Genomic DNA, 23212 nt, shown 5'->3' on the forward strand with positions numbered 1-23212 from the left:
CTGTCGACCCCTGTCAGCGAGGGTGTTCGTAGGCCTCCAGGTGGGTCGCCGAGAGGGCCAGGCCGTCCGCCGCCGCCGTGCAGCGGGCGGCCAGGGCTTCGACGCGCCGGCGGAAGGCTTCCGCTTCCGGGCCCTGCCAGGTGAGGGCCTCGGCCGAGGCACGCAGGCGGTCCGCGTGGGCCAGCAGGGCCGTGGAGTGGGCGCGCAGGCCGGTCACGGGGGCGCGGCGGTGTTCGGACCGGGCGGCCGGGATCGTGGTCACAGGGACCTCCAGGGGGCGAAGGCGTTGGTGACACCGGCCAGGGCCGGGACGAGTTCGGGGTGGTGGCGCAGCAGGACGGTGACCATGGAGTTGCGGTCGACCCACTCGAGGCCCTCGGCCGTGTAGACCTCGGGCCGGTAGTCGGTGGTGAAGAAGCGGTCGCTCTTCAGCCGCCGGCTGGCCATCAGGATGAAGATCCGGAAGAGGGAGTCGCTGAAGGCGAACCCGGCGGGGCGGGGCTCCGCGAGGTTCCCGACCAGGGTGTCGACCCGGTCGAGCCTTCCCTCGTACAGGTCCCTGAGCAGCGGGGTGTCCCGCGGGTGGTCGCCGGTGAGCTCCTTGAAGGAGGCGACCGGGCGCTTGCGCAGCATCTGCCGGTAGGCGTTGTAGCGCGGGATGCCCCGCTCGCGGTCGCGCAGGACGTCGACGGTCCCGAGGTCGATGTGCTCGCCGGAGAGCCGGGCGAGGTTGCGCAGCGCGTCCGGGTGGTTGTGCAGGACGAGGGCGCCGGGGTGCTCGGTGCCGAAGGTGTAGAGCAGGTCGCTCATCCCGTACGCGTCGATGGCGCTGCGGGTGGTCGCGCCCTGCATGTCGTCGAAGCCGATGACCTCGCGGACGGCCCCCCGGGTGTGGTCGCGCACCGTCACCTCGTCGGGGATGAGCGGGTGCAGCCGGTAGGCGGAGACGAACTCCTCCGTCATCGAGTACGGCGCCGCGTGGTGGTCGGTCGGCGAGCCGAGGATGCCGCTGAGCATCTCGCCGCTGCCGATCCGGCCGAACCGCTGGGAGACCCAACGGGGCAGCACTCCGTACCAGTTGGCGTCCATCGCACGCTTCAGCACGGGGGTGTCGAGGACGCCCGGGGTCCACTCCACCGTGTGGATCTTCGCCATCAGGGCGGTGTTGACGAGCCGTGCCGTGTGGAAGAGCCGCTCGTCGTCCCAGGTGGGGTGGTGGGAGCGGATCTGGTCGCAGATCGCGTTGTGTTCCTTCGCGAAGAGCGTGTGGAGCAGTGAGAGGCCGGTCCAGTAGTCGCTGTTCATCCCGGTGGCGTCGAGGCAGGCCAGGTCGAGTCGGGGGTCGGAGGGCAGCCGGCCGTCCCGGACGATGAGGTGGCCGTGCTCGGCGGTGCGCAGGGACCGGCAGCGGGCTTCGTCCGAGCCGTAGATCTGCGAGCCGTCCCACCAGTGCGTGACGGTGTTCTCGTACGTCGGCGGCGCGTCCGCGGTGGTGTGGGCGACCGGGTCGGGGCGGGTGCGGTTCACCCGCATCGGGCAGCCGCCGCCCGCCCAGTCGTCGTCGGCGGCGAGCGGGACGGTGAAGGGCTCGGCCTCCTCGTTGTCCCCGTGGTTGGCCCAGCCGTGGTTCTGGAACTGGATCCACGCGGCGGCCAGCAGGTTGAGGGTGGGGGCGGGGGTGAAGCCGCCCGAGCGGGCGAGCAGTTGCCTGCTGACCTCGCGGGGGCTCGGCGTCATGAGGTCTTCGTCGGAGTCCGGGAAGACCATGTGGAGCGGGGCGTTGCGGTCGAGCCGCGTTCCCACCCTGCCCATGTCGACGTCGTCCGGGTCGTAGCCGGAGCCGTCGTACGAGCGGTACGGCGCGAGGTCGCGCGTGGTCCGGCGGGGGCGTTCGCCGCCCGCGCCGTAGGTGTCGTACAGGTTCTTGCGGCGCAGGTCGTCGCGGAGCACCCGGAGGTTCAACATGGCGACCGGGCCGGGGAGTTCCCACCAGTCGCGCGAGCGGTTGATCCGGTCGAAGGCGGCCGAACCGAGGCGCTCCAGGAGGCCGGGCGGACCGTAGGGGGCGGGGCGTCCGGCCTGCGCGGGCAGGGTCGCCGTGCGCACGGCGGTCTCCGCCGTCGCCGCCCGGCCGGCGGTCCCCGGCGTTCGCGTCGTACGGGTCGTCCCGGCCGTGTCTGTCGTGTCGGTCGTGCGGGTCGTGTCCTTCGTGCCCGCGGTGTCCGTCGTGTCGGTCATCAGGAGGTCCTCAGCGGTCGTAGAGCTGGAAGAGCCGGGTGTCGGTGACCCGGCCGCGGAAGCGGGTGAGTTCCGCGTCGACGTGGGCGCTCGCCTCGGGCACGTCGAACCGGAGGTTGTGCTCGTACCGTTCCGCCGCGTGGCACAGCGGGAAGGCGTGCGTGTCGTCGGTCCAGGTGAATTCGGTGAACTGCGCGGGCAGGGCGTACGGGGAGACCGAGGAGCGCCCCTCCAGGCTCGGCACGACATCGTGCTCGTTGATCAGCGAGCACACCCGGGTGGCCGGGTCCGCGGGCCGCTTCCCGTCGATGGGCGAGCCGACGGCGACGACGTGCGTGACCCGGTACAGCGCGCAGAACTCGCGGTCCGCGGCCAGGTTCATCGCGGTGATCCCGCCCAGGCTGTGGCCGATCAGCGCGATCTCGGCGCCCGTGGGAATCGCCAGGCGCAGGGCCCGTGCGGTGGCCCTGGAGTAGGGGGTGCTGGGCCTGGCCACCGCGTGGACCGCGCCGAGCAGGTCCTGCGGGCTCTCGTTGCGCACCCCGTCCGTGGACATTCCGGCGAGCTGGACCACGTACCGCGTCACCTCGTCGGGGCCCGACACGCGCTGGACGAGCAGGACGCCGCCGGTGCCGACCGTCCCGATGTTGCCGAGGTAACCACCGATGGTGCCGGAGGTGTCGAGGCGCTCCAGCAGGCCCGGCTCGGGGGCCTTGGGCTCGGCGCGGCCGGGCCCCCGGTCCAGGAGGGCCCAGATACGGGCGCTGACGCCCATGACCGGTTCGGCGGCGGTCAGGGTGCGGCCGGTGGCGATCTCCCAGCCGGCCTCGTCGTTGAAGGGGTTCTCGTCGGTCAGCGCGTTCCACGCCAGGATGTCGGCGAAGGACGGGGCGAGCAGCGCGAAGGCGCGTTCGGCGCCCTGGCTGCCGATGATCCGCTTGAAGGTACGGACCGCCTCGCGCTGCCGGTCCTGCTCGACGGCCCTGAGCACGCGTGCGGTGTCGGGGTCGCTGAGCAGCTCGGGATGGGCGACGGCGGCTGCCCGGATGCGGGCCTTGAGACCGGTGACGGCGAGGCTGACCGCCAGGCTCTCCCGGCTGGTGAGGACTCCGGCGAGCCAGCCGGCGCGGGCGACCCCGGGGCCGTCCGCGGCCCAGCCCAGGCCCTTCGGGTCGCTGAGCGTACGGAGCAGGGTGCGCAGCGCGGTACGGGCGCGGCCGGAGGTGCCCAGGGCAGCCAGCGGCAGCCGGGTGCCGAGGGCCAGTTCGCAGGCGTGCCGGGAGGCTTCGCGGACGGCGTCGGCGGCCTCGGCCAGGTCGCGGCAGAGCTGGTGCAGGCCGGCCACGTCCGGTTCGCCGACGGCGGGAGCGGGGGCGGATGCGGTGGAGGGGGCGGTGACGGCTTCGGGCACGGGGGGACTCATTCCGGGTCTCGACGAGGGGCCAGCCGCAGCCGCATCGCGGCGGTGTCCAGCGTTCCGGGCAGCGGGCGGTGCGGGTCGACGGCGGGGCGGCCCCCGGCGATCCGGTGGCTCCGCAGCACCTGCGCGCAGACGGCCGAGGTCAGGAGCAGGGCGAGCTGGTCGCCGGGGCAGCGACCGCCGCCGTGGCTGAAGGGCGCCATCCGGGTGTCCCCGTCGGCGTCCGGCTCCAGCCAGCGGCCGGGTACGAAGAGGTCTCCGGCCGGAACGTGGGCGGAGTCCCGCTGGTGGAATCCGATGGGGACCAGTACGGACGTCCCGGCCGGGTAGCGCACGCCGCGCCACTCGGTTTCGGCGCGGGTGACCCGTACCAGGTCGGGGACGATCGGATAGAGCCGCACCGATTCCTGTACGCAGGCCCGCAGTCGGGGCAGTGCGGGGTCGCCGGTGACCGCGTCCTCGTACGCGGCGTCCTGCTCGGCGGGGTGGCCGGCGAGCAGCAGCAGGGTGCGGGCGACGACCGGGGCGGCGACGTCGATGGCCAGCAGCCAGTGGTGGACCTGGCCGAGCGGGTCGGCGGCCTCGGGTGCGGGGTGCGCGAGGGCCCGGGCGGCGAGGGTGTGGGCGGGTGCGTCGGCCGCGTACGCCGCGATCCGCTCCGAGGCCTTGGCGTAGACGGCCTTGTTGGCCTCGGTCCGGCTCTTGCGCAGGCCCATCCAGTTACCCTCGTCGCGCAGGGTGCGCAGCCAGCCGGCCAGCTCCCCGTCGTCCGCGGCGCGGTCGCCGAGGACCACCCGGCGGGAGATCCGGCCGAGGCAGCGGCGCACCCGCTCGAAGTCGAGGACGGCGTGGTCGGTGAGCGGCCGGCTCTCCTCCTCGACGACGGCCTGGTACTGCGCGCAGGCGGGGTGGACCGGGCTCCCCCACGCGAGGACCTCGTCGTTGACCTTCCGCCGGTCCTCGCGGAGGTCGCCGTGGGAGCAGATGACGCCGGTGGGCTCGACGCCGATCAGGCCCTTGAGCTTGTCCTCGGCGTCCATGGCGAGGGTGCGTACGGGCTCCTCGAAGAACTGCCGGATGTCCGCCGGGTCGAACAGCACCAGCATCTGTCCGGAGAGCCCGCGCACGGTGACGGGGGCGCCGCCGTGCCGCTCGCGCATGGCCCGCAGGGTGGCCGCGGACCAGCCGTACTGGTCGAGGGCGGCGTACGCCGACACGACCTTGAACCGGGGGCTGACGACACCTCGGATGAAGACGGGCAGGGTGTGGGTGGCGACGAAGCGGGCGGTCTCGGCCAGGCCCGCGCGGGCCTGGCGGGCGGCGGCGGGCGCGGGGGCCGGGGCGGGGGCGGTCGGGATGTCCGTCGGGCTCCCGGTACCGCGCCCGGTCCCGGTCCCGGTCCCGTTCAATGTGTCGTTCGGGGTCTCGGTCCCGGTCATGCCTCGACGACCTTCCCGGGGTTCAGCAGGTTCTTCGGATCGAAGAGCCGCTTGAGCCCGCGCTGCAACTCCAGGCTCACCGGGTCGAGTTCGCGGGCGAGCCAGTCGCGCTTGAGGGTGCCGATGCCGTGCTCGCCGGTGCTGGTGCCGCCGAGGGCGAGTCCGGCGGCCATGATCTCGTCGTACGCGACCTGGGCGCGGCGGAACTCCTCCGGGTCCGACTCGTCGAACACGACGGTCGGGTGGAGGTTGCCGTCGCCTGCGTGACCCAGCGTGAAGATCCGCAGCCGGTTGCGGTGGGCGATCTCCTCGATCGTGCCGATGAACTTGGGGAGTTCGGAGCGGGGTACGGCCACGTCCTCGATGAACGCGGTGGGCTTGCCGCCGAGGGTTGCGGCGAAGGCGCCGAGGGCCGGGGTGACCAGCCGCCTTGCCTCGATGACCTGTCGGGACTCCTCGGGGGTGGAGGCGGTGTGGACGTTCTCGGCTCCGGCCTCCTTGCAGAGGAGTTCCATCGCGAGGAGGTCGCCCGCGGGGTCGGTCGCATCGCTCTCGACGATGAGGGTGGCGGCGCTGCCGGGTCGCAGCAGCGCGTGTCCGTAGTCGGCGACGGCCCGCGACGTGGCCCGGTCGAGGAGTTCGAGCGCGGAGGGGATGTGGCCGGCCGCGGTGATCGCCGCGACGGCGTCCCCGGCAGCGGTGAGGCTGGGGAACTGCGCGAGCAGCGCGAGCGCGGCCGGGCGGGCGGGCCGCAGCGCGAGCGTGGCGCCGACTACGACCGCGAGGGTGCCCTCCGAGCCGACGATCAGCCGCGTCAGGTCGTAGCCCGCGACGCCCTTGGCGGTGTCGCGTCCGGTGCGCGTGCGCCGGCCGTCGGGCAGTACGAGGTCCAGCCCGAGCACGTAGTCGGCCGTGACCCCGTACTTCACGCAGCAGATGCCGCCCGCTCCGGTGGCGATGTTGCCGCCGATGGTGCAGCGCTCCCAGGAGGCGGGGTCGGGCGGGTAGGTCAGGCCGTGCTCGGCCACGGCGTCGTTCAGGTGCTTGGTGACGACTCCGGGCTCGCAGCGCACGAGCCGGTTGGCCGGGTCGATCTCGATGATCCGGTCCATCCGGGCGGTGGACAGGACGACGCAGCCGTCGATGGCGTTCGCGGCGCCGGCGAGTCCCGTGCGGGCGCCCTGCGGGACGACGGGGACGCCGAGTTCGTACGCCGTGCGCAGGACGTGTGCGACCTGCTCGGCGTCGTGCGGGAGGGCGACGACCGCGGGGGTGCCCGCTTCGGAGAAGGGTGCCGCGTCGCGGGTGTGGGCGGCGAGCGCCTCGGGGTCGGTGCGCAGGACGTCGGCGGGCAGTCCTGCGCGGAGCCGGTCGAGGAGCGCGGCGGAGTCGGAGGAGGGGGCGCTGGGGGCGGAGGGGGCGGAGGCGGAGGGCATACCGGGCCTTCTGGAGGTCGTGGCAGTGCTCGTGCCGGCGGTCGTGACGGTGCCGGCCACGGCGTTGGCGGTGACGGTGACGGTGGGGGCGGCTGTGCTCAGAGGGAGGGCAGCTCGGTGGTGATCGGTACGTCGATGAGCACCGGTCCGTCCTGCTGGGCCGCCGAGTCCCGTACGAGTTTGGTGAGTTCGCCGGCGCCGTGGGCGGTGTGCGCGCGGACGCCGTAGCCCGTGGCGATCGCGGTGATGTCCAGGCCCGGGATGTCGAGGCCGGGGGCGCCCTGCGCGTGCTCGATCTGCGCGAACCACTGGAGGATCGCGTAGCGGGCGTTGCTGAGGACGACGAAGGTGACGGGGACCTTGTAGGTGGCGGCGGTCCACAGGGCCTGGACGGCGTAGTGGATCGAACCGTCGCCGATGACCGCGACGACGGGCCGGTCGGGGGCGCCGAGCTGCGCCCCGACGGCGGCCGCCGCGCCGAATCCGAGGCCGCCGCCGGCGGAGAAGAGGTACGAGCCGGGGGTGCTGATCCGGGTGGCCTCGTGGAACTGCGGCACGTTGGAGGGAGATTCGTTGACCCAGAGGGTGTTGTCGGGCGCGCCCTGGGCGATGGCGGTCATGGCGGCGAGGGGGGTCAGCACGCCCTCGGGTTCTTCGGGGATCCGTACCCGCTCCTGGGTCCGGGGGGCCGGCCCGCCGGGCGGGAGCAGGTCGGCGAGCCGGTCGGTGAGGGCCCGGGCGGACAGCGCGAGATCGGCGACGACCGCGTCCCCGACCGGGGCCTTGGCAGCCTCTTCCGCGTCCCGGGTCAGCAGGATCAGCTCGGCGCCCTCGGGCAGGTAGGAGCCCGGAATGTAGGGGTAGTAGCGGAAGACGGGCGCACCGATGACCACGACGAGGTCGTGGCCGGACAGCTGCTGGGTGAGCGGGCCGATGGCCGGGACGAGTTCCCCGCGGTACTGCGGGTGGTCGCGGGGGAAGGCCACGCGGGCGGAGACGGGGGCCGCCCAGACGGGCAGGCCGGTGCGTTCCGCGAGTGCGACGACCGCGTCCCAGGCGCCGGACGCGTCGACGTCGTCTCCGACGACGAGGACGGCGGAGCGGGCTCCCGCGATGCGGTCGGCGAGGTGCCGCACGGTCTCCGCGGCGGGGCCGGTGGCGTGGGTGACGCGGCGGGCGGCCGCGGCCTGGGCGCCGCGGTCCTCGGCCTCGGTGAGCTCGGCGTCGAAGTCGTCCATGGGGAGGGAGACGAACACCGGCCCGTGCGGCGGGGTTTCGGCGAGCTGGGCGGCGCGGGCGAGCGCGGGGGCCACGTCCGCGGGGCGCGGGGGCTCGTACGCCCATTTCACGGCGGGCTGCGGGAGGAGCGTCGCCTGCGGGTTGGAGAGCAGGGCCTCCATCGTGAGCATGGCGCGGACCTGCTGGCCGGCGGTGACCACCATGGGGGTGCGGTTGGCGCGGGCGTTGAGGATGGCGCCCATGGCGTTCCCGGTGCCGGGGCCGGTGTGCAGGTTCACCAGGGCGGTGGTGCCGGAGGCGAGGGCGAAGCCGTCGGCCATGCCGACGACGACGGCCTCCTGGAGGCCGAGTACGTACCGGAAGTCCTCCGGGAACCGCTTGAGCATGGGCAGTTCGGTCGATCCGGGATTGCCGAACACCGTGGTCATGCCGCGGGCCCTCAGCACATCCAGGACCGCTTCTCGAACCGTGCGCATGTGTGGATCCTTCCGCCCAGCCGGTAACAACTGACGGTGATCAAGACAGCACGCTCCGTGGATCTTGGCAAAACCGCTCCACCGGGTGAAACGGCTTGCCACGCCCATGCCTCAGGGTGCGGCAGGGCACCGCCGAGGCCATTCGCCCGTGTTGACGTCGCGTCCACCCGGCGACGGGGACGTCCCCCACACGAGCGATCAGGCGAGGCCGGTCTTGAGCGCCGCGAGGGAGTCGTCCAGCGCCCTCGCCGCGGCGGGCACGTGGGGGGCGAGGGTGCAGAAGGCGTGGACCAGGTCCTCGTGGTTGCGGTGTTCGACCGGGACGCCGGCTGCGCGGAGCAGTTGGGCGTAAAGGATGCCTTCGTCGCGGATCGCGTCACCTTGGACGGTGGCGATGTAGGCGGGCGGCAGGCCGGCGTGGCTTTCTGCGTAGGCGGGCGCGGCGCCGGAGGTCTTGGGGTCGCGATCGCCCAGATACCAGCCGGCACTCAGCTCCACGGCGCGGCGGGGCGGGGCAGGACGGGTGCGTCGGCGTTCTCCGCCTCCGAGGGCAGGGTGGGGTCGATGTGCGTGCACGGGTACCACATCAGCTGGAAGCGCAGCGGTGGCCCACCGGCGTCGCGGGCGCGCAGGGCGACCACGGCGGCCAGGTTCCCACCGGCCGAGTCGCCGGCCACGGCGATGCGGTGCGGGTCCCCGCCGAGCTCGTCGGCGTGGGCGGCGGTCCAGCGGAGCGCGGTGAACGCGTCCTCCACCGCCGCCGGGTACGGGTCCTCCGGGGCGAGCCGGTAGTCGACGGAGACCACGACTGCGCCTGCCCGGTGGGCGATGCTGCGGGCCACGTTGTCGTGGGTGTCGAGGTCGCCCATGAAGAATCCACCGCCGTGGTAGTACACGACGACCGGGAGACCGGCCGCGTCGGCCCGGGGCCAGTAGACGCGCACGCCCACCCCGTCGGCCCTGCGGTCCTCGATGCGCGGCAGCTCGACGACGCGTGGCTGGGCGTTGGCGTTCGCGATGTTGGCGCGGCGCAGTTCCTCCGGTGAAACCGCATCGAAGTCGGTCGACGGCATGCCGTCGAGCAGTTTCCGCAGAGTCGGATCCAGCGGCACGGCGTCCCTCGCTCCTGTCGCGTTCGGCAGCGGCTTCCAGCGCCCCTCCGCGAACGTGGCGCTCGCCGGGGTCCAGGCCGCACGCCGATCACTCTAGAAGGCACAGGGGGCAAAACCGGCGAATGGGTGCCGCCGGACGGTGGCCTGACGGTGGCGCGGTGGCGCGGTGGCTTCACTCGCGGTCGGGGGCGAGGTGTCAGCGGCCCAGGGCGGTGCGGATCGTCAGGCCGTGGTGGCGGCGCAGTCGGCGCAACTCCCAGCAGGACAGGGCCGTGACGGTGAGCGGGGCGCCGAGGATGAAGACGGCCCGGGCGCCCGCGGGGACCTGGGGGTAGGCGCCGGTGAGCACGTCCAGGAGGGCCATCTCCCAGACCAGGACGCCGGCCAGGACCGGCGGCAGGACCTCGTGGATGTCGGCGGTGCGGAAGACGTGGACGAGGGAGAGGCCGATGCCGTAGAGGGCGAAACCGATCGACCACAGGCACAGCACGCCGATGGCGATCTTTCCGGGCAGCCCGACGGCGTCGCGGAACCCGGCCAGCTCCGGTGCCATGGCGAGCGCCGAGGTGCCCATGGACGCCATGACGGCGGCGACCGCGCCGAGCGGGCGCAGTGCCCGTCGCAGGTAGAGGCGGCGCAGGTCACCCCGCGCGGCCGCGACGAAGGCGCCGGCGACCACGGGGAAGGTGCAGACGAGGACCAGGACACTGGCCCAGCTCTGGTTGAGGCGTTCGTTCGCCACGGCCTGGACGTCGGCGGCGCTGACGACGGCGTTGTAGGTGACCATCAGGCCGATCCAGGCCGCGAGTCCCAGCGCGGTGCGCCACAGTTGGAGCCTGCGGACCCCCGGATCGCTCACGATCCCCGGGCGGGAGGGGCGGAAGGCCCGCTGGGCGGCGTAGAACGGGTTGCGGACGCCGCGCAGGAGCTTCCGTATCCGCGACGGCTCGGCGGGCGGCGGAACCGGCGCGTACGGGTATCCCTGCGGGAGCGCGTATGGAAATCCCTGCGGCGGAACCGGCTGGTACGGGTATCCCTGCGGAGGGACCGGGGGCGCGTACGGATACCCCGCCGGCGGGGACGGCGGGTACGGGGATCCCGGCTGCGGGGCAGGGGCGGCCCCGCCGGGCCATCCCGTCGGCGGCCGGCTGCCCGCGCCGCCTGCCGGATCCCCGTACCGCTCCCCGCCGTAACCGCTCACGCGCGTACTCCCGTTGTCCCTGTTCAGTCGGCCTCGCGCATCGTAGTCGGCGGTGGGAGGGTCAGGTCAGGCTCCAGGACCAGGTGCCGTCGGCGGTGACGAGGCAGACGAGGATCAGTACGTCGGCGAGGCCCAGGGCGACGGCCAGGCGGGCGCGGGCGGGCCGGGTGGTGCGGCGGTGCAGGGCGAGGGCGCCGAGGACGACGGCGATGGGGCCGAGCAGCAGGTTCATCACGAGCAGCCCCAGCAGGCCGAGGACGAACCCGGTGACGGCCATCGCGTCGGCGTCGCGGGTGCGGGTGCGGGTACCGGTACGGGGTTGGGTGAGCGGGCTCATCGCATGCCTCCGCGTTCGTGGTCGGGGTGTGCGGTCCGGCGGTGGCCCGACAGGCGTTCGCGGGCGGCGAAGAGGGCGAGCCACAGGGCGATGGCGAGGCCGGCGGCCGCGCCGACGGGCACGGGGAGGTGGGCCACGGCGCCGAGGATGACGCCGAGCACCAGCAGTGCGCCTACGAGGAAGAGCATGGGACGGTCCTCCCGTTCGGGTAACAGTTGTTCACTGACTACCCGGTTCAGTTCGGGTCATGCTGGCGGCGCACGAGTGTGACGCGGTTGACTTCGCCTCATGAGTCCGTCCACCGGGGTCCGCGAGACCCAGCGCCGCCGCACCCGACGCGCCCTGCTCGACGCGGCCCTGACGGAGTTGGAGGAGCGCAGCCTGGGCAGTCTCGGGCTCAGGGAGGTGACCCGGGCCGCGGGGGTCGCTCCCACCGCCTTCTACCGGCACTTCCGGGACATGGACGAGCTGGGGACGACGCTGGTCGAGGAGGCACTGGCCAGTCTGCACGGGACGGTACGGGACATCCTCGCCGCGACCGGTGACGCCGAGCGGCGGGGCGGGGCCGCGGTACGGCTCGTGGCCGAACTGGTGCACGACAGGCCCGCGCACGTCCGCTTCCTGGTCCGCGAGCGCCACGGCGGGGTGGCGGCGGTGCGCGAGGCCATCGCGGCGCAACTGGACGTGTTCGCCGAGGAGATCGCAGTCGCGCTCGCGGCCGATCCCGTGAGCGCCGCTTGGGCCGGGGAGGACGTGGCCATGCTGTCGCGGCTCCTGGTGGACCACATGTTCATGACGGCCTCGGCGTTCCTCGCCGCCTCGCTGCGCGGGGAGGACTGGTCGGCCGCCACCGGCACGGCTCTCGCGCAGCTGCGGCTGATCCACCTCGGGCGCGTGCACTGGCCGGGGTGACCCGTGCGCGGCCGCCTTCGAAAACCAGTGCCGCCGCACGGCGCTGCGCACTCGTACGGTCGGTCCGGATTCCGCCCTGTCCGCCCCGGGTCCCCTCCACTATCTTGATCATCGCGTTGACGACAGGGGGTGGGCTCATGCCCAGGGGGGACCTGCCGAAGACCGAGTTCCGGCTGCTGGGACCGGTCGAGGCATGGCGTGACGAGGGACAACTGACCATTGCGGGCCGGAAGCCGCGGGCACTGCTCGCGGCACTGCTGCTCGAGCACGGACAGGTGGTGTCGGCCGAGATGCTGATCGACAGGGTGTGGGGCGACTCCCCTCCCGACAGCGCGAGGACCCTCGTCCAGACGTACGTGTGGGTACTGCGCCGCGCCCTCGGTGACGTGATCGAGAGCAGGCCGGCCGGGTATCGGATTCGGGTGGCGCCCGCCTGGACGGACCGGGACCGCTTCGCGGAGCTGGCCGCCCGGGGAAGCGTAGCGGCCGCGGACGGCCGGCACGCGGAGGCCGTCGCGCTGTTCGCCCAGGGCCTCGACCTGTGGCGCGGTCCGGCGCTGGGCGGGATCGGCGAGGCCCTCCGCGTCGCTGCCGCCGGCCTGGACGAGGAACGCCTGGTCGTGATGGAGCAGCGGGCACAGGCACAGCTCGACGCGGGCACACCTGTCGTTCTCGCCGAGCTGCGGGCCCTCGTCGCCGCCCACCCGACGCGCGAGCGCGCGAGGAAACACCTCATGCTGGCCCTGCACCGGGCCGGGCGGCACGCCGAGGCCCTCGAGGTGTTCGCGCAGGGCCGGCAAGCGCTCGCCGACGAGCTCGGCGTCGAGCCCGGTCCGGACCTGCAGGCCCTGCACGTGTCGATCCTCCGGGCGGGCGGCGAAGCGGGCGGCCACGCGTCGGCCCGGACGGTCGCGCGCAACGGCGAGGCGCGCAGCGGCGAAGCGGGCGGCGGCGAAGCGGGCGGCGAGCGCGGTGACGGTGTCCCGGCAGTGGTGCCCGTGCCGGCCCTCCTCCCACCGGCCACGGCGGACTTCACGGCCCGTGCCCGGCCTCTGGCGGAGCTGGTGCGCCACCTCGTCGGCGCCGGCGGGGACACCGCCGCCACCCGCACCGCCCTGCCCGTCTGCGTCATATCCGGCACCGGCGGGGTGGGCAAGTCGGCGCTCGCCGTCGAAGCCGCGCACCGGACGGCCGCGGCTTACCCCGACGGCCATCTCTACGCGGACCTGAGCGGCGCCTCCGCCGCCGCGACCCCCGAGGAGGTGCTCGCCCGGTTCCTGCGCGCCCTCGGCCGGCCCGTCCCCGACGGCCTGAACGAGCGCGTGGACCTGTTCCGCACCACCCTCGCGGGCCGCCGGATGCTGCTCGTACTGGACGACGCCGGCTCCGAGGCGCAGGTCCGCCCCCTGCTGCCGGGCGCCGCCTCCTGCGCCGTCCTGGTCACCTCCCGCAGCAGGCTCCCCGCGCTGACGGGTGCGCACCGCATCGAACTCGACGTCCTCGGGCCCGCCGAGGCCGTCGCCCTGCTCGCCAGGGTGGCCGGAGCGGAACGGGTCGCGGCCGAGCCCGCCGCGGCCCAGCGCATTGCCCGGCTGTGCGGCCATTTGCCGCTCGCCCTGCGGACCGCCGGGGCGCGCCTGGCCACCCGCCGCCACTGGACCCTGCACACCCTGGTCGAGCGGCTCTCGGACGAGTACCGGCGCCTCGACGAACTGGCCGTGGGAGACATCGCCGTCCGTGCCAGCGTGGCCCTCAGCTACGAAGCCCTGGACGACGGGGCCCGCCGGGCCTTCCGGCTCCTGGGCGCCCTCGGCGTACCGGACTTCGCGCCCTGGCTCGTGACGGCCCTCCTGGACACCGACCCCCGCACCGCCGACGACACCGTCGAACGGCTGACCGACGCCCACCTGTTGTCCGTCGTGTCGGAAGGACACGGCGGCGGACTCCGCTACCGGCTGCACGACCTGCACCGGGTGTACGCCGCCGAGCGGGCGACCGTCGAGGACGCCCCTCAGCTGCTGAGGGACGCCGCCACCCGCGCGCTCGGTTCGTGGCTCTGGCTGATCCGCCGGCATGCCGCGGCCGCCCCCTCCGGCGAGCTCGAGATGTGCGCCCACTACACGACGGCGCGGGCCGGAGCACCCGTCGCTGAGGACGCCGCCGCCTGGTACGAGTCCGAGGCGGCGGCCCTCGTGGCCGCCGTGGAGCGGGCCGCGGCCCTCGACCTCGCCCTCCCCGCACGCGAAGTCGCCCTCGCACTCGGCTCCTCCTCCTTCGGCGTGGCCAACCGCTTCGAGGAGTGGTGGCGTACGCACGACGCGGCCATCGCCGCCACCCGGCGTGCCGGGGACCGCTCCGGGGAGGCGATGCTGCTCGCCGGTCTCGGGCAACTGCGCTACTCCCAGGACCGCTACGGCGAGGCCCTGGCGTACTTCGAGCAGGCCAGGGCCCTCGTGGAGAAGACGGACGATCTGCGGGGCCTGGCCGTCGTGCTCGCCGGGACGGGCAGCGTCCACCGGGAACAGGGACGGTTCGCCGCCGCCCGCGCCGCGCTCTCCCGGGCCGCCGAAGGATTCCGCGTCACCCGCGACGACGCGGGGCTGGGGTACGCCTCCCGGCTCGCGGCGTCGGTCGACCTGGAGCAGGGCCGCCACGAGCAGGCCCTGACGACGCTCAAGGAAGCGCTCAGCGCGTACCGTCGGCTCGGCAGCCGCCGGGGGGTGGCGCTCACGCTGCGCACCACGGGCCTGGTCCACCGCGCGCTCGGCGACCACCCGGTCGCCGAGCGCCTGTTCGAGCAGGCGCTGGGGATGCTGCAGGACCTGGGCGACGAGCTGATGATCGCCTACACCCGGCTGGCCCTGTCCAAGACCCGGATCCGCCTCGGCACCGCCACGCTGCCCCCGCTCCTGGACGCTCTGGCCGTCTGCCGGGCCCACCACGACACCCTGGGCGAGGGCATGGCGCTGCGCACGCTCGGCGAGTTCCATCTCGCGGCGGGCCGCCCCGAGCAGGCCGCAGAGCCGTTGCTCCACGCCCTGCGCGTCTGGGAGCCGCTCGGGGTACCGCTCTTCAGGGCGCGGGCCATGCGTGATCTCGCAGACGTGCGCGAGGCGCAGGAGGCCTACGCGGAGGCGGCCGCGCTCCGCGCCGAGGCCCTGGCCGTGTTCACCGAGCTGGAGGCGCGTGAGCAGGCGGAATCCCTCGTGTGGTGAGCCGGGGGCCGGCCCGCTCCGGCACTTCCGCCGTGCACCTGGAGAAAACCTGGACCGGCCTGCGGCAGCCTTCGGTCATCAAGGCCCAACGGGGCCGGAACAGCCGGAGGTTGACTGATGCACACCCCACTGCACACCCGGACGCGTCGTCTCGCGGCCACCGCCCTCGTCACCGTGTGCGCCGCCGGCGCCCTCGCGGTCGCCCCGCAGTCCATGGCCGCGCAGCCGGTGGGAGCCGCCGCCCGGTCCGAGGCACAGGCCGGGTCCGCCGCGACGGCGGCTCCGGGCAGCGGAGCCCGGATCGCGGAGGTGGCGCTCGCCGAACTGGCGAACCCGCACGGTTGCACGTACTACTCGGGTAACGGGAGCTGCCCCCCGTGGTGCGCGGTCTTCGCCAGATGGGTCTGGCGCACGGCCGGGGTGACCGATCTCAACCACCTCGACCCGTGGGCGGACAGCTTCCTGAACTACGGGGACGACCGGCTCTTCAGTACGCCCCAGGTCGGCGACGCGGCCGTCTACGACAACCCGGGCCGGGACAACGACCACGTGAACATCGTCGTGGCCGTGTCGGCGGACGGGTCGAAGATCAAGACGGTGGGCGGCAACGAGAGCGGCCGGGTCGAGTCGTACAACGGCGGCCAGTTCTTCGACTGGCGGCGGCAGGGACCTGCGGGCCCGGTGAGCAGGTTCGTACGGGCCCGCGGCGCCGACACGACGCCTGCTCAGCCGTTCGGCGCGGGAGTGCGCGAGGTCATGGGTGACTGGGACGGCGACGGGGTCGACACTCCGGGGATCTACCGGGGCAACCACTTCGCGCTGCGGAACTCCAACAACGCCGGGTTCTCCGACATCGACTTCGGGTACGGCAACGGCGGCAACTGGATACCGATCGCCGGCGACTGGGACGGTGACGGCAAGGACGAAGTGGGCGTCTACGTCCCGGAGTCGGGCACTTTCTCCCTGCGCTCCAACACCAACCCGGGCCAGGAGATCACCACCTCCTTCCGGTACGGCAACGGTGGGGACTGGCTGCCGCTCGTCGGTGACTGGGACGGCAACGGCAAGGACGAGGTGGGCGTGTACATCCCGCAGTCGGGCTCCTTCGCGCTGCGCTCCAACACCACCCCCGGCCAGGAGATCACCACCTCCTTCATGTACGGCAACCCCAACTGGGTGCCGACCGCAGGTGACTGGGACGGCAACGGCAAGGACGAGGTGGGCGCGTACAACCCGCAGTCGAGCACGTTCGCGCTGCGCTCCAACACCAACCCCGGCCAGGAGATCACCACCTCCTTCATGTACGGCAACCCGTACTCGCTGCCGCTGGCCGGTGACTGGAACCACGACGGCAAGGACGAAGTCGGCGTGTTCTTCCGGGATTCCGCCGTTTTCGCACTGAGGTCCAACACGGTCCCCGGGCAGGAGATCACCAACGCCTTCCAGTACGGCAACCCCCGCTGACCACGCCCCGAGACGATCCGGGCGAGAGAAGGGAATGAAGATGAACACGATGAAGAAGAGCCTGCGCAGGGCCGTGGTGACGGGCGGTGCCATGGCCGCGGTGCTCGGCGCCTCACTCGCCGCGGCTCCACAGGCCGCCGCGGGCGGCTGCTCCTCCTGGTGGGAGCCTTGCGGTGTCGCCGAGAACCGCACGTCCTCCACCATGGCCACCACCGAAACCCTCAACGAGGGCCCGGACTGGTGCGACGTGTGGAACGCACCCGATCTCGGGTGGCACATCCGCTGCACGCAGAAGTCTCTGGGACCCGGGGGCACCCGTGGCGGGGGAACCGTCGACGTCGACGCGTTCACGTTCCCGGGGACCCGCTACTTCGTGATGATGTACGACGGCACCACCAAGTGGCTGGACCCCGGTGTATGGACGAAGTTCCCGAGCAACCGGAAGGCAAGCTGTCGTGACGACTGGTCCATGGGCGGCCCCGTCTGCAGCGTGAACTGAGGGCCGTCCCGGCCTGCTCGTCGTCGCGGGCGGCAGCGTTGAATATCTTCCAGGGAGCGCCAGGCTGCTCGACTACGGTACGAGCATGGTGAATTTCGTGCTGGTTGCAGGTGCGCGGCTCGGGGCGTGGGCGTGGGACGAGGTGGCGCCGTGTCTGCGTGCGGCCGGCCACGGCGTTTACCCGTTGACACTGTCCGGCCTTGCCGACAAGCGGGGTGTCCCGGCGGGGCAGGCGACTCACGTCCAGGACATCGTTGCCGAGGTGGAACGCCAGGACCTGCGTGACGTGGTCCTGGTAGGTCACAGCTACTCGGGCATTCCAGTTGGTCAGGCCGCGGAGCGGATCGGGGACCGGCTGGCCCGCGTGGTATTCGTGGACTCCAATGTTCCAACTGACGGTGAGTCGTTTGTCTCCGCCTGGCCGGACGGCGGAGCGGCGGTAAAGGCATCGATCGCCGAAAATGGAGGGTTCTGGCCGCTCGCGCCAGCGTCTCACTACGATGGCGAGGGTCTCACTGATGAGCAGATCGCACGCCTCGTCCGCGGCTCGACGCCTCACCCAGGCCCCACGCTGACCGAGCCCGCCGTGCTGGCGAGGCCGCTCAGTGAACTTCCGGCGACTTACATCCTGTGCGTGCCCGCGGGGGCTGAGCCCGAGGATGCCGAGCCCGACAAAGACGTGGCCGAGCTATTGGACAGCAAGCACTGGCGGCTGATCAAGATGGACACCGGGCATTGGCCGATGTTCTCCCAGCCGCGCGAGCTGGCACAGATTCTCCTCGATGCGGCAGTGGAGTGACAGATCTTCCACGCTCCGGGTGCCTTCTGGACGCGCCTCATGTGCGCTGGTCACAGCCATTCGTCAGGTAAGCGCGGTTCGTGCGGGAGGCATACGCCTTATCGAGGTGGCGGCCGAGGCCGAACGCTCCGCGTTCAGCCGGCCTTCCGAGCGGGACGACACGGCCCGAGCAGTCATGGGACAGCACCTCTTCGACGGATCGGTCAGCTCATCGGACGTTGCGTCCGATGGGCTGACCACTGATCCTGTTCAGTGCTCGCAGAGGGAGAATTCTCGTTCGTAGAGCTGCTCGTTGTGCTCGTCGACGAAGAACTTGCGTTCCTGCATGAGTTGTTCGCGGTAGTTCTTGGCCTGCTCAAGCGTCATGGTCGAGGTGTCGGACCATGGTTGTTGCGGTGGCACGTCGGAGGTCGAGACGACCCTTTCCGACGGGTCGATCAGGAAGAACGCCAGAATCTTTCGATGTCCCGGGCGGGTGGGGTCCGTCAGACGGAATTCGCCGACGCGGTGTTGCAGGATGTTCGGGAACGCCAGGCAGCGGCCCGCTGGGGTCGAGGTCGATCCCAGCACCTGGTTCAGCGCCTCTTCGTTCTCCAGACCGTAGACATCGCGCACTCCGTTGTCGTCGTTCTGTTCGTAGTCCGGGTCGTCGAGTGCGGCCCGGAAACTCAGCCGGCTTTCGGTGATGTTCTCGCTGTCCCAGTAGTAGATGCCGGTCGAGACGATCCGCTCGTTCATCATCCCCTCGACATGCCAGGAACCGCCGGGGTATTCGGGCTTGTCCGGGGTGAGTTGAATCGTGGCGAGCTTGACGATGACCTGGAGGGAGCGGCCGCGCAGGTCGACTCGGGCGGATGCGTCGGGCACCTCGGGCGGGGTGAAGGCCGGGGCGTCCGGGATGACCGGGCGGCGGTTCTCCCACCAGTCGTCCTGGGCCCTTTCCCACGCACGGCGGGCTTCCGCGTAGGCCTCGTCATCACTGTAGGAGGACTTGTCCGGATACTCCGGCTCCGAGTCGTACCACCCGTAAGGATCTGCCTCGATCCGCAGGGGCCGCGGATGGCGCAGATCGGTGAGCACGTTCTCCAGCAGCGGGCGGAAGCACGCGAACAAGTCCGGTAGAACGGAGGCCAGTTCGCGATGGGCATCCGGGTGGACGTTGTTGACGTACGAACGGAAGGCGACGTCGCCGTCGTCACTGACGTCGACGTCCGTGGGCAGCCACTGGAACTTCTCCGAGAATTCGTACTTCGAGTAGCGGTCCGTCGGGTTCTGCCAAGCCCTTTCGGGCCCGCCGCTCACCTCCCTCACCAAGCAGAACAGCGAGGGATGAACCAGATCCAGTACCTGGCCGTCGGATCCGGGATGCCAGTCCTGTTCGGCTTCGGGGACCTCCTCCAGAACCCGGACCGCCTCGCGCAGCCGGAATCCGAGCTTGTCGTCGACGAGTGCGTCCGACTGCCACACCCCGTCGACGGCGGACACCTCGACGCCGGTTCGTCCGTCCCGCAGCGCGGCGTAGTGCAGGAGTTCGGCGAGTACGTAACGAACCTGCGCTTCGGTGAGGCCCTGGGCCACCGCTTCCCGCGTCCACTTCGCGACGATGTCGGCATCGTTCATCTTGTCGAACCACCCCGGCTTCGCCCTGATGAGAGCGCTGCACTGCATCATCTGAAGTTCCCGCAGCGTTCGGGGTCTCGCGAACGACAGGGAACGGGAAGCATGAAAGGGCAGCGGGAAAGCAGACAGGCCGGTCAATTCTCTTGGTCCTTGCAGTCGGTGTGCGGTGCCCGGAAGAATACGTGAGCCGACTGACAGTGCGGCCGTGGCCCCTGTCATTGACCGGGGGTGGTCGTTCCGCCAGCATTCTTCGCATGATCCTTCCCGGGCGACCTCCCGAAGACCGCGAGTTGAGCCCGTACACCGGCTACACCCGCGCGCATTGGGAGGCGGTCGCCGACGGGCTCCTGCAAGCGGCCTGGCGGTGGGCCACGCCGCGCGGAGCCCTGCTCGACCTGCCGGGGAGGCCTTCGGCCTCCGGGGTGCGCTCGGACGGGCTCGAAGGCTATGCCCGTACCTTCCTCGCCGGCGCGTTCCGCGTCGCGGGCGGCGCGGGCGAGGACCCGCACGGCTGGCTGGAGCGGTACGCGGACGGGCTGGCGGCGGGGACCCTGACGCCGGGCCGTGAGGACGCGGAGTCATGGCCGGTCATCCGTGATCTGCACGTGCAGGGCCAGCCGATGGTCGAGTCGGCCTCGGTGGCCCTCGGGTTGCGGCTGACCCGCCCCTGGCTGTGGGACCACCTCGACAGCGCGGTACAGGACCGGGTCGAGGAGTGGCTGCGGGGCGCGCTGCGCCACCTGCCCGCCCCCAACAACTGGTACCTCTTCCCCTTCACCGTGGCCGGATTCCTGGAATCCGTGGGCCGGGGGGACGCGGAGACGGCCCGTGTCCGCCGCCGCGCCACGGACCTCCTGGAGGGCTGGTACCGGGGCCAGGGCTGGTACGCCGACGGCGACGGCCGCTCCTTCGACCACTACAACGGCTGGGCGCTGCACCTGTATCCGGTACTCGACGCACACCTCGCCGACTCGTTCGGCCGGACGGCCCCGCACGGCGAGCGGTTGCGCGCGCACCTGGAGGGTTTCTCCCTGCTCTTCGGGGCGGACGGAGCACCGGTCCACTTCGGGCGCTCCCTGACCTACCGCTTCGCCGCCGCGTCCGCCGTCGGTCTCGGCGCGGTCACCGGCCACACCCCGCTCACCCCCGGCACTTCACGACGGCTGTTGAGCGGATCGCTGCGCTATTTCCTCGGCCGGGGCGCCGTCGGTGGGGACGGGCTGCTCAGCCTCGGGTGGCACGGACCGCACGAGGCGACCCTGCAGGCCTACTCCGGGCCGGCCTCGCCGTACTGGGCGTCCAAGGCCTTCGTCTGTCTGCTCGCCCCGGCGACGCACCCCTTGTGGACCGTGACCGAGGAGGCCGCTCCAAGTGAGGGCCCCGACCGCGTCCTCGCACTGTCCGGACCGGGCCTGTTGGTGCAGAGCACCCGCGTCGACGGGATCGTACGACTGCACAACCACGGAAGCGACCACGTCGGGCCGGACGCGGCGGAAGCGGCCGCGGACGAGGACCCCCTCTACGGTCGCCTGGCCTACTCGACCCGGACCGGTCCCACCGCGCGCGGCAACGTGCGGGACAACCACCTCGCCGTGGTGGTGGCGGGCATCCGCGGCGTCCGGCGCCGCATCCACCCTCTGGGTGCGGGACACGGGGACGGCTGGGGCTGGGCGGCGTCCTGGCACCGGCCGGTCTTCGCGGGCGGGCCGCCCATGGTGCCGGGGCTGCGCGTGGAGAGCGTCACCGTGGTCAGGGGCCGCCACGAGCTGCGCGTACACCGGGTGCAGGGCGCGCCGGACGGGGCTTTCGTGGAAGAGACCGGCTGGGCCACCGGGCCCGCGGAACCGCTCCTGTCCGCGCTCCACCCGCTGCACGGCTGGGGCGCCCAGGACGAGGCCCGGGCACCCGCGGGCACTGCCTTCACGCCGTGGGCCCGCGTACCGCGCCTCACGTCGCAGGCGGAGGGAACCGGCCTGTACGCGGCGCTGGCCACGCTCACCGGCGATCCGGATCGGGATCGGGATCCGGCGCCGCTCGCCGCCGTGGTCACCGGGGTGGTGGTGGAGGACGGGTCCGTCGAGGTGTGGTGGGCGGACGACGGATCGCACACCCGCATCGCCTTCGAGACCTTCTGCGTGGAGCACGTGCCCAAGGGCTGAGCGCGCCGCCGGGGCCGGCGGGCAGGGCAGGGGCCGCCCGGACGCCTGGCGGCGCCCCGAGCACCGCGCTTCACTGGAGGGTGTCGACAGGACCGGAACCAGCACGCCCCGGGAGGTCCCGTGAACACGCACACGCCGCCCCGCTTCGACCCCACCCGGGTTCCCCACCTGCAGGGCTCGTTCGCACCGGTGAGCGAGGAGGTCGACGTCGCCGACCTGGAGGTGACCGGCGGGATCCCGACGGCGCTGGACGGGCTGTACCTGCGCAACGGGCCCAATCCCCGTTTCACCCCGATCGGCTCGTACCTGTACCCCATCGACGGGGACGGCATGCTGCACGGGGTCTGGCTCTCCCAGGGCCGCGCCCGCTACCGCAACCGCTTCGTACGCACCCCTGCGCTGCGGGCAGAGGAGCGGGCCGGCCGGGCCCTGTGGGGCGGCCTGGAGTCGATGATCGTGCCGGACGCCGACGAGGTCGGGCCCGAGCTCGCGGGCACCTTCCGGGACCTGCCCGACATCAACGTCGTACGGCACGGGGGCCGGCTGCTGGCCCTCGCGGAGTCCGCGTGCCCGTACCGGATCGGCGCCGGCCTGGAGACGCTCGGCCGTGAGGACTTCGACGGCGCACTGCCGGTGGGCATCACCGCCCACCCCAAGATCGATCCCGTCACCGGCGAGATGGTCGTCTTCTGCTACGGCCTGGAGCCGCCGTACCTGACCTGGTCGGTCATCGGCCGCGACGGCGCGGTCACGCGCGGGCCCACACCGATCGACGGCGTGGACGAGCCGATGATGATCCACGACATGGCCCTGACCGAGCGCTACGCGGTCATCGTCCTCGCGCCCGCCTTCTTCGACCTCGCCGCGGCCATGGCGGGCGGCTCGTTCCTCGCCTGGCGCCCCGAGCGCGGCACCCGCGTGGTCCTCGTCCCGCGTGACGGCGGGCCTCCGCGCTGGGCCGACGACGAGGCGTTCTGGCTCTGGCACACGGTGAACGCGTACGACGACGGACCCGGCGCGGATGCCCCGGTGGTCCTGGACTACGTGCAGTGGAGCCGGCTGACCGTCGGCGGGGACGGGGAGCCCGACGCGGCCCCCGCGAGCGGCGGACTCGTACGGGCGCGCATCGACCCGGTGGCCGGCGGCATGGCCAGGACCCCGCTGGACGACGCCCGGGTGGAGTTCCCCCGCATCGACGACCGGCGCATCGGCCGCCGCCACCGCTACGCCGCGCTGGCCACCGGGACCGGCCGTACGGACCTGCTGCCCGGCGAGTACGACGCCGTGCGCTTCCACGACACCGAGACCGGGACCACCCGCGTCTGGGATGCCGGCGACCTGTCCGTGGGGGAGCCGGTCTTCGCACCGGTGCCGGGTCGGGAGGCGGAGGACGACGGCTATTGGCTGACGTTCGCCACCGACCGCACCGACGGGTCCGCCTGGTTCCTGGTCGTCCCGGCCCAGGACCCGGCCTCCGGCCCCGTGGCCCGCGCCCGGATCCCGGTCCGGGTCCCGCTGGGCCTGCACGGCTGCTGGCTGCCGACCGACGGCTGAGCGAGGAGTGGCTGCGGTCGCGGCTGGAAGAGTGACCGCTTCGGCATGGTGAAAACGGACCAGTGAGGGTGAGCGTCGCCCACGCGGAGGCA

At 72.6% G+C, this 23212-nt stretch carries 19 protein-coding genes; 7 read left to right on the top strand and 12 right to left on the bottom strand.

The annotated features are described in order from the left end of the window. Positions 1–13: 13 nt before the first annotated feature. The 11 genes from AB0D29_RS14185 to AB0D29_RS14235 all read right to left on the bottom strand — a co-directional run bounded on the left by AB0D29_RS14185 (position 14) and on the right by AB0D29_RS14235 (position 11086). A complete protein-coding gene (locus AB0D29_RS14185; RefSeq protein ID WP_362854173.1) occupies positions 14–262 on the bottom strand; it encodes a hypothetical protein in 249 nt (82 codons plus the stop codon). After that, positions 259–2238, bottom strand: coding sequence for a peroxidase family protein (locus tag AB0D29_RS14190; protein WP_362854174.1), 1980 nt, complete (start codon positions 2236–2238; stop codon positions 259–261). Before AB0D29_RS14190 ends, AB0D29_RS14185 begins: the two co-directional genes overlap by 4 nt. Before the next feature lie 10 nt (positions 2239–2248). After that, on the bottom strand, positions 2249–3649 hold the full coding sequence (locus AB0D29_RS14195; RefSeq protein ID WP_362854176.1) for a hypothetical protein: 1401 nt from the start codon (positions 3647–3649) through the stop codon (positions 2249–2251). A gap of 8 nt (positions 3650–3657) precedes the next feature. Beyond that, the gene (locus AB0D29_RS14200; RefSeq protein ID WP_362854177.1) at positions 3658–5097 is read right to left on the bottom strand and encodes a cytochrome P450; all 1440 of its coding nucleotides are present in this window, start codon (positions 5095–5097) and stop codon (positions 3658–3660) included. Beyond that, complete coding sequence (locus AB0D29_RS14205) at positions 5094–6533, bottom strand: FAD-linked oxidase C-terminal domain-containing protein (protein WP_362854178.1); 1440 nt, start codon at positions 6531–6533, stop codon at positions 5094–5096. Before AB0D29_RS14205 ends, AB0D29_RS14200 begins: the two co-directional genes overlap by 4 nt. Positions 6534–6631: 98 nt before the next feature. Next, on the bottom strand, positions 6632–8248 hold the full coding sequence (gene mdlC, locus AB0D29_RS14210) for a benzoylformate decarboxylase (RefSeq protein ID WP_362854180.1): 1617 nt from the start codon (positions 8246–8248) through the stop codon (positions 6632–6634). A gap of 198 nt (positions 8249–8446) precedes the next feature. Further along, positions 8447–8746, bottom strand: a complete 300-nt coding sequence (locus tag AB0D29_RS14215) for an alpha/beta hydrolase fold domain-containing protein (protein WP_362854182.1) — start codon at positions 8744–8746, stop codon at positions 8447–8449. Continuing rightward, positions 8737–9360: an alpha/beta hydrolase gene (locus AB0D29_RS14220; RefSeq protein ID WP_362854183.1), complete on the bottom strand. Its 624-nt coding sequence runs from the start codon at positions 9358–9360 to the stop codon at positions 8737–8739. The genes AB0D29_RS14215 and AB0D29_RS14220 overlap by 10 nt, the downstream gene beginning before the upstream one ends. Positions 9361–9556: 196 nt before the next feature. Continuing rightward, positions 9557–10561, bottom strand: coding sequence for a hypothetical protein (locus AB0D29_RS14225; protein WP_362854185.1), 1005 nt, complete (start codon positions 10559–10561; stop codon positions 9557–9559). Positions 10562–10622: 61 nt separating this feature from the next. Continuing rightward, complete coding sequence (locus tag AB0D29_RS14230; protein ID WP_362854186.1) at positions 10623–10898, bottom strand: DUF4190 domain-containing protein; 276 nt, start codon at positions 10896–10898, stop codon at positions 10623–10625. Then, entirely contained in the window at positions 10895–11086 is a 192-nt protein-coding gene (locus AB0D29_RS14235; RefSeq protein WP_362854188.1) for a hypothetical protein, read from the bottom strand. The genes AB0D29_RS14230 and AB0D29_RS14235 overlap by 4 nt, the downstream gene beginning before the upstream one ends. A 100-nt stretch (positions 11087–11186) precedes the next feature. On the opposite strand from AB0D29_RS14235, the gene AB0D29_RS14240 reads away from it, so the two are divergent. From AB0D29_RS14240 to AB0D29_RS14260, 5 genes are all read left to right on the top strand, one after another. After that, positions 11187–11810 (top strand): TetR family transcriptional regulator, encoded by a 624-nt coding sequence (locus tag AB0D29_RS14240; RefSeq protein ID WP_362854190.1) that lies wholly within the window; start codon positions 11187–11189, stop codon positions 11808–11810. Between the two features lie 137 nt (positions 11811–11947). Next, entirely contained in the window at positions 11948–15025 is a 3078-nt protein-coding gene (locus tag AB0D29_RS14245) for a BTAD domain-containing putative transcriptional regulator (protein ID WP_362854192.1), read from the top strand. A gap of 117 nt (positions 15026–15142) precedes the next feature. After that, a complete protein-coding gene (locus AB0D29_RS14250; RefSeq protein WP_362854193.1) occupies positions 15143–16489 on the top strand; it encodes a CHAP domain-containing protein in 1347 nt (448 codons plus the stop codon). Positions 16490–16529: 40 nt separating this feature from the next. Next, the gene (locus tag AB0D29_RS14255; RefSeq protein WP_362854194.1) at positions 16530–16988 is read left to right on the top strand and encodes a hypothetical protein; all 459 of its coding nucleotides are present in this window, start codon (positions 16530–16532) and stop codon (positions 16986–16988) included. 85 nt (positions 16989–17073) lie between these two features. Beyond that, positions 17074–17787: an alpha/beta hydrolase gene (locus AB0D29_RS14260; protein ID WP_362854195.1), complete on the top strand. Its 714-nt coding sequence runs from the start codon at positions 17074–17076 to the stop codon at positions 17785–17787. Between the two features lie 249 nt (positions 17788–18036). On the opposite strand, the gene AB0D29_RS14265 is transcribed toward AB0D29_RS14260, so the two are convergent. After that, on the bottom strand, positions 18037–19545 hold the full coding sequence (locus tag AB0D29_RS14265; RefSeq protein WP_362854197.1) for a DUF4246 domain-containing protein: 1509 nt from the start codon (positions 19543–19545) through the stop codon (positions 18037–18039). A 116-nt stretch (positions 19546–19661) separates the two neighbouring features. On the opposite strand from AB0D29_RS14265, the gene AB0D29_RS14270 reads away from it, so the two are divergent. Both AB0D29_RS14270 and AB0D29_RS14275 read left to right on the top strand, forming a co-directional pair. Beyond that, positions 19662–21566 carry a DUF2264 domain-containing protein gene (locus AB0D29_RS14270; RefSeq protein WP_362854198.1) on the top strand — a complete coding sequence of 635 codons (1905 nt, stop codon included), beginning with the start codon at positions 19662–19664 and terminating at the stop codon, positions 21564–21566. 120 nt (positions 21567–21686) lie between these two features. Beyond that, a complete protein-coding gene (locus AB0D29_RS14275) occupies positions 21687–23120 on the top strand; it encodes a carotenoid oxygenase family protein (RefSeq protein WP_362854200.1) in 1434 nt (477 codons plus the stop codon). Positions 23121–23212: the final 92 nt, after the last annotated feature.

It is taken from the genome of Streptomyces sp. NPDC048424 (genome assembly GCF_040651555.1).
GTDB lineage: Bacteria > Actinomycetota > Actinomycetes > Streptomycetales > Streptomycetaceae > Streptomyces.

What these genes read in the sequence shown, in the direction of transcription:
- AB0D29_RS14190 (WP_362854174.1), bottom strand. Translation starts at nt 2,238, where the DNA reads ATGACCGACACGACGGACACCGCGGGCACGAAGGACACGACCCGCACG.
- AB0D29_RS14200 (WP_362854177.1), bottom strand. Translation starts at nt 5,097, where the DNA reads ATGACCGGGACCGAGACCCCGAACGACACATTGAACGGGACCGGGACC.
- AB0D29_RS14205 (WP_362854178.1), bottom strand. Translation starts at nt 6,533, where the DNA reads ATGCCCTCCGCCTCCGCCCCCTCCGCCCCCAGCGCCCCCTCCTCCGAC.
- mdlC (WP_362854180.1), bottom strand. Translation starts at nt 8,248, where the DNA reads ATGCGCACGGTTCGAGAAGCGGTCCTGGATGTGCTGAGGGCCCGCGGC.
- AB0D29_RS14230 (WP_362854186.1), bottom strand. Translation starts at nt 10,898, where the DNA reads ATGAGCCCGCTCACCCAACCCCGTACCGGTACCCGCACCCGCACCCGC.
- AB0D29_RS14235 (WP_362854188.1), bottom strand. Translation starts at nt 11,086, where the DNA reads ATGCTCTTCCTCGTAGGCGCACTGCTGGTGCTCGGCGTCATCCTCGGC.
- AB0D29_RS14240 (WP_362854190.1), top strand. Translation starts at nt 11,187, where the DNA reads ATGAGTCCGTCCACCGGGGTCCGCGAGACCCAGCGCCGCCGCACCCGA.
- AB0D29_RS14245 (WP_362854192.1), top strand. Translation starts at nt 11,948, where the DNA reads ATGCCCAGGGGGGACCTGCCGAAGACCGAGTTCCGGCTGCTGGGACCG.
- AB0D29_RS14250 (WP_362854193.1), top strand. Translation starts at nt 15,143, where the DNA reads ATGCACACCCCACTGCACACCCGGACGCGTCGTCTCGCGGCCACCGCC.
- AB0D29_RS14255 (WP_362854194.1), top strand. Translation starts at nt 16,530, where the DNA reads ATGAACACGATGAAGAAGAGCCTGCGCAGGGCCGTGGTGACGGGCGGT.
- AB0D29_RS14260 (WP_362854195.1), top strand. Translation starts at nt 17,074, where the DNA reads ATGGTGAATTTCGTGCTGGTTGCAGGTGCGCGGCTCGGGGCGTGGGCG.
- AB0D29_RS14270 (WP_362854198.1), top strand. Translation starts at nt 19,662, where the DNA reads ATGATCCTTCCCGGGCGACCTCCCGAAGACCGCGAGTTGAGCCCGTAC.